This is a genomic window from Pseudomonas sp. TH39(2020), from assembly GCF_016650715.1.
Lineage (GTDB): Bacteria > Pseudomonadota > Gammaproteobacteria > Pseudomonadales > Pseudomonadaceae > Aquipseudomonas > Aquipseudomonas mandelii_C.
Window position 1 is genome coordinate 2,667,072 of sequence record NZ_JAEKFF010000006.1, and the last position, 15,335, is coordinate 2,682,406.

A 15,335-nucleotide genomic window follows, 5' to 3' on the forward strand; every position below is an offset into this window, starting at 1 on the left:
TTGTGTTTCAAAGCGGTGTACCGAGTAAAACGTTGGATGGCGCGAACTGCACCAGCACCGGTTTATCGTCGGCCAGACCGAGGGTTTTCAAGTGCAGCGGTTCGGCCAGAGCACAGAGTGTCTGGCCGTTGGGCAGGCCGATGCGCACTTCGCTGGGGCCGTCCTCGGCGTCGAGAATTTCTTCGATGATGCCCTTCAGGCAGTTATTGCCGGGTGTTGCCACTTGATCGATGCCCAGTAACTCCAGCCAACCGGCCTTGATCAGCGCGACCACTTCGGTGCCGGTTTCGAGGTCCAGACGCAGGGTGCTGTCGTGAGTGATCTGCGCATCGATGCTCAAGCCTTCGGCCAATTCAAGACGAATCCGGTCGTTGTGCCCTTGGGTATCAATCGCCACAACCTTGCCATGCAGTTGATTGCGCGCGCTGGTTCTGAGCATCAGTCGGCCGAGCAAGTCGAGATCGCTGGCATCTTCGGCGGCTTCCAGCACCTGAGCCTGCAAGGCTTGCAGCTTTTGATACAGGCGCAATACGCGCTGGCCTTCGCTGGAGAGTTTGGCGCCACCGCCGCCCTTGCCGCCGACACTGCGCTCCACCAACGGTTTTTGCGCGAGGTTGTTCAGTTCGTCGATGGCGTCCCAGGCCGCTTTGTAGCTTCAGGCCCGCGCTTTTCGCGGCGCGGGTGATCGAGCCCTGTTCGGCGATGTGTTGCAGCAACGCAATACGCTGCGGACGACGGACAATGTGCTGCGACAACAACGTAGGCAAGGACATGGCAAGACGCTTTGGGCTGTGGCGATGGGAAGGACGTTGGCGGCTTGGGGCTCGGGAGTCAAGTCAGGGCGCATCGCCGGGTTTGGGTGTGCGGGCCAGGCAATAGACGTCCACCCGCGCAGCGCCGGCGTCCATCAGCAGGCGAGCCAGGGCTTGGGCCGTGGCGCCGGTGGTGAGTACGTCATCCACTAGCGCCAGGTGACGACCGTTGATGAAAGCATCGGGTGCCAGAGCGAAGGCGTTGCGCAGGTTCTTTTTGCGGGCCTCGGCATTCAGGTCCTGTTGGGCGCTGGTGTCCTGAATCCTCAGCAACAGCGTTTCATCGCACGGAATGTCGAGGCTGGTGCTGAGCCAACGGGCGAGCATCGCGGCCTGGTTGAAACCCCGTTTACGCAGTCGTTTGGAGGCCAGCGGAACCGGGATGAGCGCATCGGGTCGATTCAGGTCTTCATCAAAGCGATGTTGCAGGAACTGAGTGAGAAGTTCGGCGAGCAGGCGGCCAAATGGCCACTTCGCAGAATGTTTGAAGCGTGTGATCAACGTGTCCACCGGAAAGCTGTAAGCCCATGGTGCGGCAACACGTTCGAAGGCTGGCGGTTGTTTCAGGCATTGACCGCAGGTCAGGCCAGCGGTGGGCAACGGCAGAGCGCAGGTTTGGCATTGATCGCCCAGCCAGGGCAACTCCGTTTCACAGGCCATGCAGATGGGTGTGCATTCATCGGCGGGTTCTGAACAGAGCAAACAGCGCTGTTCGTTTTTTAACCAGATGTAAACCGGTCCATCGTATCGTGGTTGACAGCGCATGAGTCTTCCTTAAATATGCCGAACATCCGTGTCGCGTCTGTGGGTATTCCATTCCCCAGCCGCTTGCCAAGCATAAAACAAAGGAAACGCCCATGAGCGCCAGCACCACTGCAACCCTGCGTCATGACTGGTCTTTGGCCGAAGTCAAAGCACTCTTCGTTCAGCCATTCAACGACCTGTTGTTCCAGGCGCAGACGGTGCACCGCGCGCATTTCGACGCCAATCGGGTCCAGGTGTCGACGCTGCTGTCGATCAAAACCGGTGCCTGCCCGGAAGATTGCAAATATTGTCCGCAGTCCGGTCACTACAACACCGGCCTGGAAAAAGAAAAGCTGATGGAAGTGCAGAAGGTCCTCGAAGAGGCCGCTCGCGCCAAGGCCATCGGTTCGACCCGTTTCTGCATGGGCGCGGCGTGGAAACATCCGTCGGCCAAAGACATGCCTTATGTGCTGGAAATGGTCAAGGGCGTGAAAGCCATGGGCCTGGAGACCTGCATGACCCTCGGTCGTCTCGATCAGGACCAGACCGTTGCGCTGGCCGATGCGGGCCTCGACTACTACAACCACAACCTCGATACCTCGCCTGAGTTCTACGGCAGCATCATCACCACCCGCACTTACAGCGAGCGCCTGCAAACCCTGGCCTACGTGCGTGAGTCGGGGATGAAGATCTGCTCTGGCGGCATCCTCGGCATGGGCGAGTCCCTCGATGACCGCGCCAATCTGCTGATCCAGCTGGCCAACCTGCCGGAGCATCCGGAGTCGGTGCCGATCAACATGCTGGTAAAAGTCGCCGGTACGCCGCTGGAAAATGCCGACGATATCGACCCGTTCGATTTCATCCGCATGCTCGCGGTTGCGCGCATCCTGATGCCGCAATCCCACGTGCGCCTGTCCGCCGGCCGCGAAGCGATGAACGAGCAGATGCAGGCCCTGGCGTTCTTCGCTGGTGCCAACTCGATTTTCTACGGCGACAAACTGCTGACCACCGCCAACCCGCAGGCCGACAAGGACATGCAACTGTTCGGGCGCTTGGGCATTCTGCCGGAAGCGCGCGAAGAGCACGCTGACGAAGTGCATCAGGCCGCGATCGAACAAGCACTGGTTGAGCAGAAGAGCAGTGAGCAGTTCTATAACGCTGCTGTTTGATCGTGCCACTGATACCTCTGATTGAAATGCAAAACACTGTGGGAGCGAGCTAGCTCGCGATGACGGACTGACATTCAACATGAATGTCGACTGGACCAACGCCATCGCGAGCAAGCTCGCTCCCACAGGTTCTGCGACATCGCTTCTGAATTCTGATCCACGAGGCCTGCATGTCTTTCGATCTCGCCGCACGCCTTGCTGCCCGTCGTGCCGAAAATCTCTACCGCCAACGCCCATTGCTCGAAAGCCCTCAAGGCCCGGAAGTGGTGGTCGATGGTCAGCCGTTGCTGGCGTTCTGTAACAACGACTACCTGGGCCTGGCCAATCACCCGCAAGTGATCGAAGCCTGGCGTGCTGGTGCGGCCCGTTGGGGCGTCGGCGGCGGGGCGTCGCATTTGGTCATCGGCCACAGCAGTCCGCATCACGCGCTTGAAGAGGCCTTGGCCGAATTCACCGGTCGCCCGCGCGCACTGTTGTTCACCACCGGTTACATGGCCAACCTCGGCGCGGTCACCGCGCTGGTCGGGCAGGGCGATACGGTGCTGGAAGACCGGCTGAATCACGCGTCCCTGCTGGATGCCGGTCTGTTGTCCGGAGCGCGCTTCAATCGCTATCTGCACAACGACGCGGCGAGTCTGGCCAAGCGTCTCGAGAAGGCGACCGGCAATACCCTGGTGGTCACCGACGGCGTGTTCAGCATGGACGGCGACATCGCCGACCTGCCGGCGCTGGCTCGGGAGGCGAAAGCCAAAGGTGCATGGTTGATGGTCGATGACGCTCACGGCTTTGGTCCGCTGGGTGCCAATGGCGGCGGGATCGTCGAGCATTTCGGTCTGAGCCAGGAGGATGTGCCGGTATTGGTCGGCACCCTCGGCAAGGCTTTCGGTACGGCGGGTGCTTTTGTTGCCGGCAGCGAAGAGCTGATCGAGAGCCTGATTCAGTTCGCCCGTCCCTACATTTACACCACCAGCCAGCCGCCGGCGCTGGCCTGTGCGACGCTGAAAAGCCTTGAGTTGCTGCGCACTGAGCACTGGCGACGTGAGCATCTGAAAACGTTGATCCGCCAGTTCCGCCACGGTGCCGAGCAGATAGGCCTGGAGTTGATGGACAGCTTCACGCCGATCCAGCCGATCATGATCGGCGATGCCGGGCGTGCGGTTCGACTGTCGCAGATGCTGCGTGAACGCGGTCTGATGGTCACTGCGATCCGTCCTCCGACCGTGCCCGCTGGCAGCGCCCGACTACGGGTGACCCTGACCGCAGCGCACAGCGAGGCGCAGGTACAGCTATTGTTAAATGGACTGGCCGATTGTTTTCAACAACTGGGACCGGAGCCAAGCCATGCGTGATCGTCTGATTCTGCTGCCCGGCTGGGGCCTCGGAATTTCTCCCCTGGAGCCTTTGGCGGCGGCGTTACAAGGACTGGATGAACACTTGCGGGTCGAAATTGAACCGTTGCCGGAACTGGAATCGAGCGATCTTGAGGAGTGGCTCGATGAGCTGGATTCGACGGTGCCTCAGGACACCTGGCTCGGCGGCTGGTCGCTGGGCGGCATGCTCGCTTCAGCGTTGGCAGCCCGGCGCGGCGATCGCTGCTGCGGCTTGCTGACCCTGGCGAGCAATCCTTCTTTTGTCGCGCATGAGCAATGGCCGAGTGCGATGCCTGCCGAAACCTTCGATGCGTTTCTGGCCGGCTGCAAGGCTGATCCTCGCATGACGTTGAAACGTTTCTCGCTGCTCTGCGCTCAGGGTGCCGAAGACCCGCGCGGGTTGTCTCGGCTGTTGCTCGGTGGCGCGCCACACACTTCGGCAGAGGTGCTGATGAGCGGCCTGGAGTTGCTCGCTCAACTGGATACCCGCCAGGCTTTGCAGACGTTCCGCGGCCCGCAACTCCATTTGTTCGCTGGTCTCGACGGACTGGTTCCCGCCGAAGCGGCGGGCGACCTGCTGACATTGCTGCCGGATGTTGAAATTGGTCTGATCGAGCAGGCCAGTCACGCGTTTCTTCTGGAAGACCCCCACGGTGTGGCGGGGGCGATTCAGGCCTTTTTGCATGAGTCCGGTGATGACTGATTTATCCTTTCCCAGCCTGCCCGGCGGTTTGCCCGACAAACGCCAGGTAGCGGCATCTTTTTCCCGTGCGGCGGCAAGCTACGACAGCGTGGCCGAATTGCAGCGCGACGTTGGCAGTGAATTGTCGAGTCGTTTGCCAGAGGACTTCGTGCCGGGTGTCTGGCTGGACCTGGGCTGCGGCACCGGGCATTTCAGCCGTGCATTGGGCGAGCGATTTCCTGCAAGTCACGGGCTGGCATTGGACATCGCCGAAGGCATGCTCAATCACGCCCGGCCATTGGGTGGTGCAACGCATTTTATCGCTGGCGATGCCGAGCGCTTGCCCTTGCAGGATTCGACCTGCGATCTGATCTTCTCCAGCCTGGCGGTGCAGTGGTGCGCGGACTTCGCTTCGGTGCTCAGTGAGGCGCATCGGGTGTTGAAACCGGGTGGGATTTTCGCGTTTGCTAGTCTTTGCGTAGGCACACTGTTCGAGCTGCGTGACAGCTGGCGACAGGTGGATGGCATGGTGCACGTCAACCGCTTCCGCGAGTTCGGGGTTTATCAACAGCTTTGCGCGGACAGTGGGTTGAGCGTCGCGAGTCTGGAAACCCGACCGCACGTGTTGCATTACCCGGATGTGCGCAGCCTGACCCATGAACTGAAGGCGCTGGGTGCCCACAACCTGAACCCCGGTCGACCGGGTGGTTTGACCGGCAGGGCGCGGATCCTCGGTTTGATCGAGGCTTATGAGCGGTTTCGTCAGGCCGAAGGATTGCCGGCGACTTATCAAGTGGTCTACGCCGTTTTGGAGAAACCCTTATGAGCGCAGCCTATTTCATCACCGGCACTGACACCGATGTCGGCAAGACCACCATTGCAGCAGGTTTACTGTATGCCGCGCGGTCGGCCGGTTTGAGCACGGCGGCGGGCAAACCGGTCGCCTCAGGATGCGATGTCACGCCCAAGGGCTTGCGCAATGCCGATGCGTTGGCGTTGCTGGCGGAGTGCTCAGTGCCTTTGACTTATGCACAGGTCAACCCTATGGCGTTCGAACCGCCGATCGCGCCGCACCTGGCAGCGCGGGAGGCCGGCGTGGCATTGACGGTGCAATCACTGTTGACGCCCATGCGGGAAATTCTCGATATGCAAGCGGACTTCACCTTGATCGAAGGTGCCGGAGGTTGGCGAGTGCCGTTGGCGGATCAGGACAATCTGTCGGACCTGGCGATGGCGCTGGATCTGCCGGTGATCCTGGTGGTGGGCGTGCGCCTGGGTTGCATCAACCATGCGCTGCTGACGGCCGAGGCGATTGCTCAGGACGGTTTGCAGTTGGCGGGGTGGGTGGCCAATATCATCGATCCGAAGACTTCGCGCCTGGAAGAAAACCTTGCGACACTCGCTGAGCGGATCCCGGCGCCGTGCCTTGGGCGAGTACCGAAACTCAAGTTGGTAACGGCTGAAGCGGTGGCGGAGCATCTGCAACTGGATCTACTGGACTGAGTTTTCTGGCAGGGGTTTTAACTATGACGAGGCACTGTGCCATTAGTGTTTTTGTCGGGCCTTTTGTCAGTGGGTCTGGTTCAATGGCCGCTGTTGATCCTTTGTAGGACGAGTTCTCCCATGGAAATCTCAGGAAACACCGCTTTTTATGCCGGTCTGAGCACTATTCAGACAGGGCAGAACCGTGTCGATCAAGCCTCTGGGCAGATCGCCAACACGACGATCGAGCGTTCGGTGACCAGCCAGTCTTCCGAGGCTCAGGTCGATCGTCTGCGTTCGGTGGATCGCAGTCAGCAGTCGGACCTGGCCAGCAATATGGTCGAGATGTCCCAAGGCAAATTTCAGGTTGAACTAGGCGTCAAAGTCGCCAAGGCATCCGATGAAGTGCTCGGTACGCTGATTGATACCTACGCTTGAACCCTCGCTGGACCCGTTCCCTCAACGCCGCGAATATTCGCGGCGTTTTTCTGCGTGAGTCCTTCTCTCTCAACTAATCTTTCCTCCACCGCGAATCGCTCAGGCGACGGTGTTGCGTGGCTGTGGGTCTGGTATTTGCCTCAGGTGATGACGAACGGCAAAAGATCGGCGCTTGACAAGATTTAGGCGTAAACGTATGTTTCAAACAACTGTTTGACCGTCACAACAAATCAACGCGGTCGTTCATTCCCGGTTACATCAGCAGAGGTTTATCGCTATGCCTGACTACAAGGCCCCCTTGCGTGATATTCGCTTCGTTCGTGACGAACTGCTCGGCTACGAAGCGCACTATCAGAGCCTTCCGGCTTGCTCGGACGCAACTCCAGACATGGTTGACGCCATTCTCGAAGAAGGCGCCAAGTTTTGTGAGCAGGTGCTGGCTCCGCTGAACCGCGTGGGTGACACCGAAGGCTGCACCTGGAGCGAGTCCGGCGTTAAAACCCCGACGGGCTTCAAAGAAGCCTACAAACAATTCGTCGAAGGCGGCTGGCCAAGCCTGGCTCATGACGTAGAGCACGGCGGCCAAGGCCTGCCGGAGTCTCTGGGTCTGGCCGTCAGCGAAATGGTTGGCGAAGCCAACTGGTCGTGGGGCATGTACCCAGGCCTGTCCCATGGCGCGATGAACACCATTTCCGAGCACGGCACGCCTGAGCAGCAAGAGGCTTACCTGACCAAGCTGGTTTCCGGCGAATGGACCGGCACCATGTGCCTGACCGAACCGCATTGCGGCACCGACCTGGGCATGCTGCGCACCAAGGCTGAACCTCAGGCCGACGGTTCCTACAAAGTCTCTGGCACCAAGATCTTCATCTCGGCCGGTGAACACGACATGGCCGACAACATCGTCCACATCGTGCTGGCACGTCTGCCGGATGCTCCGGCTGGCACCAAAGGCATTTCGCTGTTCATCGTGCCCAAGTTCATGCCGAACGAAGACGGTTCGGTCGGCGCACGCAACGCTGTGACCTGTGGTTCCCTGGAACACAAGATGGGCATCCACGGTAACGCCACCTGCGTGATGAACTTCGACGCGGCCACCGGTTACCTGATTGGCCCGGCGAACAAAGGCCTGAACTGCATGTTCACCTTCATGAACACCGCACGTCTGGGCACCGCGCTGCAAGGTCTGGCTCACGCCGAGATCGGCTTCCAGGGCGGTCTGAAATACGCTCGTGATCGTCTGCAAATGCGCTCCCTGACTGGCCCGAAAGCGCCGGAAAAAGCCGCTGACCCGATCATCGTTCACCCTGACGTACGTCGCATGCTGTTGACCATGAAAGCCTTCGCCGAAGGTAACCGTGCGATGGTTTACTTCACTGCCAAGCAAGTCGACATCGTCAAGTACGGCGTGGACGAAGAAGAGAAGAAGAAGGCCGACGCACTGCTGGCGTTCATGACGCCGATCGCCAAAGCCTTCATGACTGAAGTCGGCTTCGAATCCGCCAACCACGGCGTGCAAATCTACGGCGGCCACGGCTTCATCGCAGAGTGGGGCATGGAGCAGAACGTTCGCGACAGCCGTATTTCGATGCTGTACGAAGGCACCACCGGTATCCAGGCACTCGACCTGCTGGGCCGTAAAGTGCTGATGACTCAAGGCGAAGCCCTGAAAAGCTTCACCAAGATCGTCCACAAGTTCTGCCAGACCAACGAAGGCAACGAAGCGGTCAAAGAGTTCGTCGAGCCATTGGCTGCGCTGAATAAAGAGTGGGGCGAGCTGACCATGAAGGTCGGTATGGCGGCCATGAAGGATCGCGAAGAAGTCGGCGCGGCGTCGGTGGATTACCTGATGTACTCCGGTTACGCCTGCCTGGCTTACTTCTGGGCGGACATGGCACGTCTGGCTGCCGAGAAACTGGCTGCCGGCACCACCGAAACGGCGTTCTACACCGCCAAGCTGCAGACTGCGCGCTTCTACTTCCAGCGCATCCTGCCGCGTACCCGCACTCACGTTGTCACCATGCTGTCGGGCGCCAACAACCTGATGGACATGAAAGAAGAAGACTTCGCGCTGGGTTACTAAGCCCAACGCTGTCGATTCATAAAGCCGCTGCTTCCTCGGGAGCAGCGGCTTTTTTGTGCGCGATATCGACGCGTAAATATTCCTGACTAAAACGCTAAGAAGAATGCCTTTGCTGCCGTTAAAGAGGGTGGCGATGTGACATGTCGCTCGAAGAGAAGGCACAATGCCATCTTTGTTTGCCGGGTCGGAGCTTTACCCTTGCCGCGTTCTTCCGCTGTACGTTTCAGCCATTTCCTGCCGTCATTACTGCTTTTGCTCGCGGGGCTGGCGGCTGCGTACGTGAAGGATCTGAACGTCTTTTTCACCTCGCTGTTCAACGTACTGCCAACCCTGGTGTTGTTGCTCGGCGGTGCTTACTGCGCGGTTTACCGACGTCAGCGTGAGCTGTTTCTGATGGTCACGGTGTACATCGCCTACTTCCTGCTTGACACCCAGACCGACTTTTACCGCGATAACGGCAAGGTCCGCGAAGACGCAGCCGTGGTGTTCCATTTGTGTTGCCTGCTGTTGCCGCTGCTGTTCGGCATCTTCGCCGCGTGGCAGGAACGCACTCATTTGTTTCAAGACATGGTGGCGCGGTTCGCTGTGTTGCTGGCGTTCGGTAGCGTCGCGCTGGGTCTCGAACAAAGTTATCCACAAGCGCTGTTGATGTGGCTCTCGGAAATTCGCTGGCCGGCACTGCATGGCGCGTGGATGAGCCTGATCCAGCTGTCATATCCGGTGTTCATCGCCTCTTTCGTGCTGCTCGCCTGGCAGTACTGGCGCAACCCGCGACCGCTGCATGCGGCGCAGTTGGTCGGTTTGCTCGGCTTGTTCTGGATGTTGCCGAAAACCTTCATCCTGCCGTTTACCCTGAACATCATGTGCAGCCAGGTCATGTTGATGATCGCGGCCGCCGTGGCGCACGAGGCATATCAGATGGCGTTCCGCGACGAACTCACCGGTTTGCCGGGACGTCGTGCGCTGAACGAACGCATGCAGCGGCTCGGCCGCAATTACGTGCTGGCGATGAGCGACGTCGATCACTTCAAGAAATTCAACGACACCCACGGTCACGATGTCGGCGACCAGGTACTGCGACTGGTCGCCAGCAAACTGTCGAAAATCGGCGGAGGCGGTAGGGCGTATCGCTACGGCGGTGAGGAATTCGCCCTGGTGTTCGCAGGCAAGACCCTCGAAGAGTGCATGCCGCACCTGGAAGTCATCCGCGAGTCCATCGCCACCTACAACATTCAACTGCGCAATCAGGACAGCCGTCCTCAGGATGACCAGCAAGGTCGTCAGCGTCGCGCGGGCTCGGGCGCCTCAAGTGTGTCGGTCACCGTCAGCATCGGCGTGGCCGAACGACTGGAGCAGCGCACCCCCGAGAAAGTGCTCAAGTCCGCTGACGAGGCGCTCTACAGCGCCAAGGGGGCCGGTCGAAACTGTGTCGTGGCGTTCGGTCAGAACCGTCGTGGCGCGGTGCGCATGGACGCCGCCAATGATTGAGTGATGATGGCGCATTCAGCGTCTGGACTGTGATTGTGAGGCCGGGTGCGCGGCAGTAGGTTTGGGGGATCTGCTGCCGGAGAAATGACCATGCCTGAGTACAAAGCTCCCCTGCGCGACATGCGCTTTTTGATCGACCACGTCTTCGATTTTCACAGCAATTACGCCGCGCTGGGCGCCACTGATGCCAGCCCGGACATGGTCAATGCGATCCTCGAAGAAGGTGCAAAGTTCTGTGAGAACGTTCTCGCCCCGCTGAACCGTAGCGGCGACGAAGAAGGCTGCCATTTCGACAATGGCGTGGTGACTACGCCTACAGGCTTCAAGCAGGCCTTCGCACAATACGTTGAAGGTGGCTGGCACGGTCTGGCGGCTGATCCGGTTTACGGTGGCCAGGGTTTGCCGAGTTCGCTGGGGCTGGTGATCAGCGAAATGGTCGGCTCCAGCAACACCTCCTGGGGTATGTACCCCGGCCTTACTCATGGCGCGATGTCGGCAATCCACGCCCATGGTACTGAGGAACAAAAACAGACTTACCTGAGCAAACTCACCGCTGGTCAATGGACCGGCACCATGTGCCTGACCGAAGCCCATTGCGGCACTGACCTGGGCATCATCAAAACCCGCGCCGTGCCTGCGGCCGACGGCAGCTATGCGATTTCCGGCAGCAAGATCTTCATCTCCGCCGGCGAACACGACATGAGTGACAACATCATTCACCTGGTGCTGGCGAAACTGCCGGACGCTCCGGCCGGGACCAAGGGCATTTCACTGTTTATCGTTCCTAAATTCCTACCCAACGACGAAGGTGAGGCGGGAGAGCGCAACGGCGTTTCCTGCGGCTCCATCGAACACAAAATGGGCATCAAGGCCTCGGCTACCTGCGTGCTGAACTTCGACGACGCCAAGGGCTTCTTGATCGGAGAGCCGAACAAGGGACTGAATTGCATGTTCACCATGATGAACCATGCACGACTGGGCACCGGCATGCAGGGTTTGTGTCTGGGGGAGGCGAGCTTTCAGGGCGCGATCAAGTACGCCAACGACCGTCTACAGATGCGCGCACTGACCGGACCGAAAGCGCCGGAAAAAGCCGCCGATCCGATCATTGTTCATCCTGATGTGCGCAGGATGTTACTGACCATGAAGGCCTTCAACGAAGGCAATCGGGCGCTGACTTATTTCACCGCGCAGTTGCTGGACGTGGCGCATCTGAGTCCGGATGAGACGGCGCGTCAGGACGCCGAAGACCTGCTGGCGTTCCTCACGCCGATCTGCAAAGCCTTCATGACTGATACCGGGCTGGAAGTGACCAACCACGGCATGCAGGTGTTCGGTGGTCACGGTTTCATCCGCGAGTGGGGCATGGAGCAGCTGGTTCGTGACTGCCGGATTGCACCGATCTATGAAGGCACCAACGGCATTCAGGCGCTGGACTTGCTTGGCAGAAAAGTCCTCGGCAGTCAGGGGAAATTGCTTCGTGGGTTCACCAAAATCGTCCACAAGTTCTGTGCGGAAAACGCCGGGCATCCACAACTCGCCAGCTATGTGGCGCAGCTCAACGACCTGAATCAGCAGTGGGGAGAGATGACCACCCAGGTCGGCATGGCGGCGATGAAAAACCCGGATGAAGTCGGCGCAGCTTCGGTGGATTACCTGATGTACAGCGGTTACATCATCCTCGGCTATCTGTGGCTGCGCATGGCGCTGGTCGCTCAGTCGCAGCTCGATTCGGAAATCGGCGATGCCGATTACTGCCAGGCAAAACTGGCGACCAGCGAGTTTTACTTCAAGCGTTTGCTGCCGCGCACTGCCGCTCATCGCGCCGCCATCGAAGCGGGTAGCGATTGCCTGATGAAGCTGCCGGCGGAGTTGTTTGCGCTTTAATCTTTAAAACCAGTGACAAAGGAGCCCGCCATGTTGCGGGTTTTTTTGTGACTGATTAGTCGGTGACTAAAAATTACAAAACGGTCACTGTCTGACCCTATGTGTCGCAAAAGTTGTTGGGTTACACTCGGAGCCAACGAAAACATCACTCCTACGAATCACCTGTTTAGATCTTGCGAGGTTTGCCATGGCTGACTACAAAGCGCCCCTGCGCGATATGCGCTTCGTCCTCAATGAAGTTTTCGAGGTCGCCAAACTCTGGGCTGAGCTGCCTGCGCTGGCCGAGACCGTCGATGCTGAAACGGTTGAAGCCATTCTTGAAGAAGCCGGCAAAGTCACCAGCAAAAGTATCGCGCCGCTGAGCCGTGCGGCTGACGAAGAAGGTTGCCATTGGGCGGACGGTGCTGTCACCACGCCGGCAGGTTTCCCACAGGCTTATCAGACTTACGCTGAAGGCGGTTGGGTCGGTGTCGGTGGCGATCCCACCTACGGCGGCATGGGCATGCCCAAAGCCGTTTCGGCGCAGGTCGAAGAAATGGTCAACTCCGCCAGCCTGTCGTTCGGTTTGTACCCGATGCTGACCGCGGGCGCCTGCCTGTCGATCAACGCCCATGCCAGCGAAGAGCTGAAAGCCGCGTACCTGCCGAACATGTACGCCGGTGTCTGGGCCGGTTCGATGTGCCTGACCGAGCCACACGCCGGTACCGACCTGGGGATCATCCGCACCAAGGCCGAGCCTCAGGCCGACGGTTCCTACAAGGTCAGCGGCACCAAGATCTTCATCACCGGCGGCGAGCACGACCTGACCGAGAACATCATTCACTTGGTGTTGGCCAAACTGCCGGACGCGCCAGCGGGGCCGAAAGGCATTTCGCTGTTCCTGGTGCCGAAGTTCATGGTCAATGCCGATGGCAGCCTGGGCGCGCGTAACCCGGCGAACTGTGGCTCGATCGAACACAAGATGGGCATCCAGGCGTCCGCGACCTGCGTGATGAACTTCGACGAGGCCGTGGGTTATCTGGTCGGCGAGCCAAACAAAGGTCTGGCCGCGATGTTCACCATGATGAACTACGAGCGTCTGGGCGTGGGTATTCAAGGCCTGGCCACCGGCGAGCGCTCCTACCAGAACGCCGTCGAGTACGCTCGCGATCGTCTGCAAAGCCGTTCGCCGACCGGCGCGCAGAACAAGGACAAGGTTGCCGACCCGATCATCGTCCACCCGGACGTGCGTCGCATGTTGCTGACCATGAAAGCCTCGAACGAAGGCGGTCGTGCCTTTTCGACTTACGTGGCCATGCAACTGGACACCGCCAAGTTCAGCGAAGACGCCACGACCCGCAAACGCGCGGAAGATTTGGTGGCCTTGCTGACTCCGGTGGCCAAGGCGTTCCTGACCGACCTGGGCCTGGAAACCACGGTTCACGGCCAGCAGGTTTTCGGCGGCCACGGTTACATCCGTGAGTGGGGCCAGGAGCAACTGGTGCGCGACGTGCGCATCACCCAGATCTACGAAGGCACCAACGGCATTCAGGCGCTGGACCTGGTCGGGCGCAAAATCGTCGGCACCGGCGGCGCGTTCTACAACCTGTTTGCCGACGAGATCCGTCATTTCACCGCGACCGCCAGCGCTGATCTGGTGGAGTTCACCAAACCGCTGAACGATGCGGTGACTACTCTCGACGAACTGACCGCCTGGTTGCTGGATCGGGCAAAAAACAACCCGAACGAAATCGGTGCTGCCTCGGTCGAGTACCTGCAAGCATTCGGTTACGTGGCGTATGCGTACATGTGGGCACTGATGGCCAAGGCCGCTTTTGGCAAAGAGGCGCAGGACGATTTCTACGCGAGCAAGTTGGGCACGGCGCGCTTCTATTTCGCACGTCTGCTGCCGCGCATTCACTCGTTGAGCGCGTCGGTGAAGGCCGGCAGCGAGTCGTTGTTCCTGCTGGATGCAGGGCAGTTCTGACAATGTAACGTCATGTAAGCATTCTCTTACATGACGTGCTGCTCTTCTCCCATAGATGAAGATTGGATCCACAGCTAATCTACTTCACATGGACGTCGCGCAGGAAGCGCAAAGCAACAACACGGACACGTAGGATTCTGCCAGGACGGCGGAGTGAAATGGATGTCAGGGAAACAGTCTGCAAAGCCCCGCTTCGGCGGGGTTTTCTTTGGCCTGAAGAAAAGTGCTCAGCTCATCTCATCCAGTGTTGCCGGGCTGCTCAAACGCCCATTCAAGCCATTCATCACTTCTTCCAGCAACGTCCGCAATAAGGCCAGCGAGGCCTGTTGTCGCTGCACATCCCGACATACCAATCCAACTTTAAGCGGCACCCGCGGCTCGCTCAGTGGTTTCCACAACAGTTCCTTGTTGCCGTGTGCCTGTTGTGAGCGTCCGGGCAGCACCGTCGCCAGTCGTGTGTGCGGCAGGCTGTCGAGAATCCCCGCCATGTTGTTCAGCTCGGCCTGCACCTGCGGACGTCGTCCCAGATTGGCCAGTTGTGCCTGCCAGATCTGCCGCACTTGAAACTCTTCGCCCAGCAGCAACATCGGCAATTCGGCGGCCTGACTCATCGAGACTTTCTTGAATTCCCGCAACGGGTGATCCGCCGGGATGACGAGGGTCAGCTCGTCTTCGTACAGCATCACGCCATGCAACCCCGGCTGACGAGGTGGCAGATAGCTGATGCCGATGTCCAGCGAGCCGTTGAGCAAGCGCCGCTCGATTTCCAGCCCCGTCAGTTCATAGATCTGTACCACCAAATGCGGCTGCGCCTTGCGCACGCGTTCAAGCATCTGCGGCACCAGGCTGGTATGGACGGTCTGCAATACACCGATGGCCAATGTGCGCAGTGCCTGGCCCTTGAAGTTGCCCAAGGCTTCCCGTGCCCGCTGCAATCCATCCAGCAAGGGCAGGGCGTGGTTGTACAAAGTGTGAGCAGCCAGGGTTGGCAGTAGCCGTTTGCTGCTGCGTTCGAACAGGCTCACATCGAGGTTTTGTTCGAGGTGGCGGATCTGCTGGGACAGCGCCGGTTGAGAGATTGAAAGCCGCTCGGCAGCCCGGCCCACATGGCCTTCTTCGTAGACCGCGACGAAATAACGCAGTTGCTTGAAATCCATAAGGTGTGCTTATCGAAAATGCTGGGAAAACGAAATGGCTCAGGGCCTTGTCTGAGC

At 59.4% G+C, this 15,335-nt stretch carries 12 protein-coding genes and 1 pseudogene; 10 read left to right on the top strand and 3 right to left on the bottom strand.

What is annotated here, in order from left to right:
* Positions 1-7 precede the first annotated feature (7 nt).
* Positions 8-773, bottom strand: a pseudogene (locus JFU47_RS19895) (TOBE domain-containing protein).
* A gap of 63 nt (positions 774-836) precedes the next feature.
* Positions 837-1,577: a ComF family protein gene (locus JFU47_RS19900; protein ID WP_201185092.1), complete on the bottom strand. Its 741-nt coding sequence runs from the start codon at positions 1,575-1,577 to the stop codon at positions 837-839.
* Between the two features lie 92 nt (positions 1,578-1,669).
* Between JFU47_RS19900 and bioB the strand changes: the two genes are divergently transcribed.
* From bioB to JFU47_RS19950, 10 genes are all read left to right on the top strand, one after another.
* The gene (gene bioB, locus JFU47_RS19905; protein WP_129440595.1) at positions 1,670-2,725 is read left to right on the top strand and encodes a biotin synthase BioB; all 1,056 of its coding nucleotides are present in this window, start codon (positions 1,670-1,672) and stop codon (positions 2,723-2,725) included.
* 170 nt (positions 2,726-2,895) lie between these two features.
* Positions 2,896-4,074, top strand: a complete 1,179-nt coding sequence (gene bioF, locus JFU47_RS19910) for an 8-amino-7-oxononanoate synthase (RefSeq protein ID WP_201185094.1) — start codon at positions 2,896-2,898, stop codon at positions 4,072-4,074.
* On the top strand, positions 4,067-4,798 hold the full coding sequence (locus tag JFU47_RS19915; protein ID WP_201185103.1) for an alpha/beta fold hydrolase: 732 nt from the start codon (positions 4,067-4,069) through the stop codon (positions 4,796-4,798). The genes bioF and JFU47_RS19915 overlap by 8 nt, the downstream gene beginning before the upstream one ends.
* A complete protein-coding gene (gene bioC / locus JFU47_RS19920) occupies positions 4,791-5,603 on the top strand; it encodes a malonyl-ACP O-methyltransferase BioC (RefSeq protein WP_140674698.1) in 813 nt (270 codons plus the stop codon). The genes JFU47_RS19915 and bioC overlap by 8 nt, the downstream gene beginning before the upstream one ends.
* Positions 5,600-6,280, top strand: coding sequence for a dethiobiotin synthase (bioD, locus tag JFU47_RS19925; RefSeq protein WP_140674695.1), 681 nt, complete (start codon positions 5,600-5,602; stop codon positions 6,278-6,280). Before bioC ends, bioD begins: the two co-directional genes overlap by 4 nt.
* A 120-nt stretch (positions 6,281-6,400) precedes the next feature.
* Entirely contained in the window at positions 6,401-6,697 is a 297-nt protein-coding gene (locus JFU47_RS19930; RefSeq protein ID WP_129440603.1) for a pyrroloquinoline quinone biosynthesis protein PqqE, read from the top strand.
* A 277-nt stretch (positions 6,698-6,974) separates the two neighbouring features.
* Positions 6,975-8,780, top strand: a complete 1,806-nt coding sequence (locus JFU47_RS19935) for a phenylacyl-CoA dehydrogenase (protein WP_140674692.1) — start codon at positions 6,975-6,977, stop codon at positions 8,778-8,780.
* Positions 8,781-8,978: 198 nt separating this feature from the next.
* Positions 8,979-10,268: a GGDEF domain-containing protein gene (locus JFU47_RS19940; protein ID WP_201185105.1), complete on the top strand. Its 1,290-nt coding sequence runs from the start codon at positions 8,979-8,981 to the stop codon at positions 10,266-10,268.
* A gap of 90 nt (positions 10,269-10,358) precedes the next feature.
* Positions 10,359-12,155 carry an acyl-CoA dehydrogenase C-terminal domain-containing protein gene (locus JFU47_RS19945; protein WP_201185107.1) on the top strand — a complete coding sequence of 599 codons (1,797 nt, stop codon included), beginning with the start codon at positions 10,359-10,361 and terminating at the stop codon, positions 12,153-12,155.
* 187 nt (positions 12,156-12,342) lie between these two features.
* Entirely contained in the window at positions 12,343-14,121 is a 1,779-nt protein-coding gene (locus JFU47_RS19950; protein ID WP_140674684.1) for an acyl-CoA dehydrogenase C-terminal domain-containing protein, read from the top strand.
* A gap of 227 nt (positions 14,122-14,348) precedes the next feature.
* On the opposite strand, the gene JFU47_RS19955 is transcribed toward JFU47_RS19950, so the two are convergent.
* Positions 14,349-15,278 (bottom strand): LysR family transcriptional regulator, encoded by a 930-nt coding sequence (locus tag JFU47_RS19955; RefSeq protein ID WP_201185109.1) that lies wholly within the window; start codon positions 15,276-15,278, stop codon positions 14,349-14,351.
* Positions 15,279-15,335 lie beyond the last annotated feature (57 nt).

Coding starts and splice junctions, on each gene's coding strand:
- JFU47_RS19930 (WP_129440603.1), top strand. CDS start 6,401: ATGGAAATCTCAGGAAACACCGCTTTTTATGCCGGTCTGAGCACTATT.
- JFU47_RS19950 (WP_140674684.1), top strand. CDS start 12,343: ATGGCTGACTACAAAGCGCCCCTGCGCGATATGCGCTTCGTCCTCAAT.
- bioB (WP_129440595.1), top strand. CDS start 1,670: ATGAGCGCCAGCACCACTGCAACCCTGCGTCATGACTGGTCTTTGGCC.
- bioF (WP_201185094.1), top strand. CDS start 2,896: ATGTCTTTCGATCTCGCCGCACGCCTTGCTGCCCGTCGTGCCGAAAAT.
- JFU47_RS19900 (WP_201185092.1), bottom strand. CDS start 1,577: ATGCGCTGTCAACCACGATACGATGGACCGGTTTACATCTGGTTAAAA.
- bioD (WP_140674695.1), top strand. CDS start 5,600: ATGAGCGCAGCCTATTTCATCACCGGCACTGACACCGATGTCGGCAAG.
- JFU47_RS19955 (WP_201185109.1), bottom strand. CDS start 15,278: ATGGATTTCAAGCAACTGCGTTATTTCGTCGCGGTCTACGAAGAAGGC.
- JFU47_RS19935 (WP_140674692.1), top strand. CDS start 6,975: ATGCCTGACTACAAGGCCCCCTTGCGTGATATTCGCTTCGTTCGTGAC.
- bioC (WP_140674698.1), top strand. CDS start 4,791: ATGACTGATTTATCCTTTCCCAGCCTGCCCGGCGGTTTGCCCGACAAA.
- JFU47_RS19915 (WP_201185103.1), top strand. CDS start 4,067: ATGCGTGATCGTCTGATTCTGCTGCCCGGCTGGGGCCTCGGAATTTCT.
- JFU47_RS19945 (WP_201185107.1), top strand. CDS start 10,359: ATGCCTGAGTACAAAGCTCCCCTGCGCGACATGCGCTTTTTGATCGAC.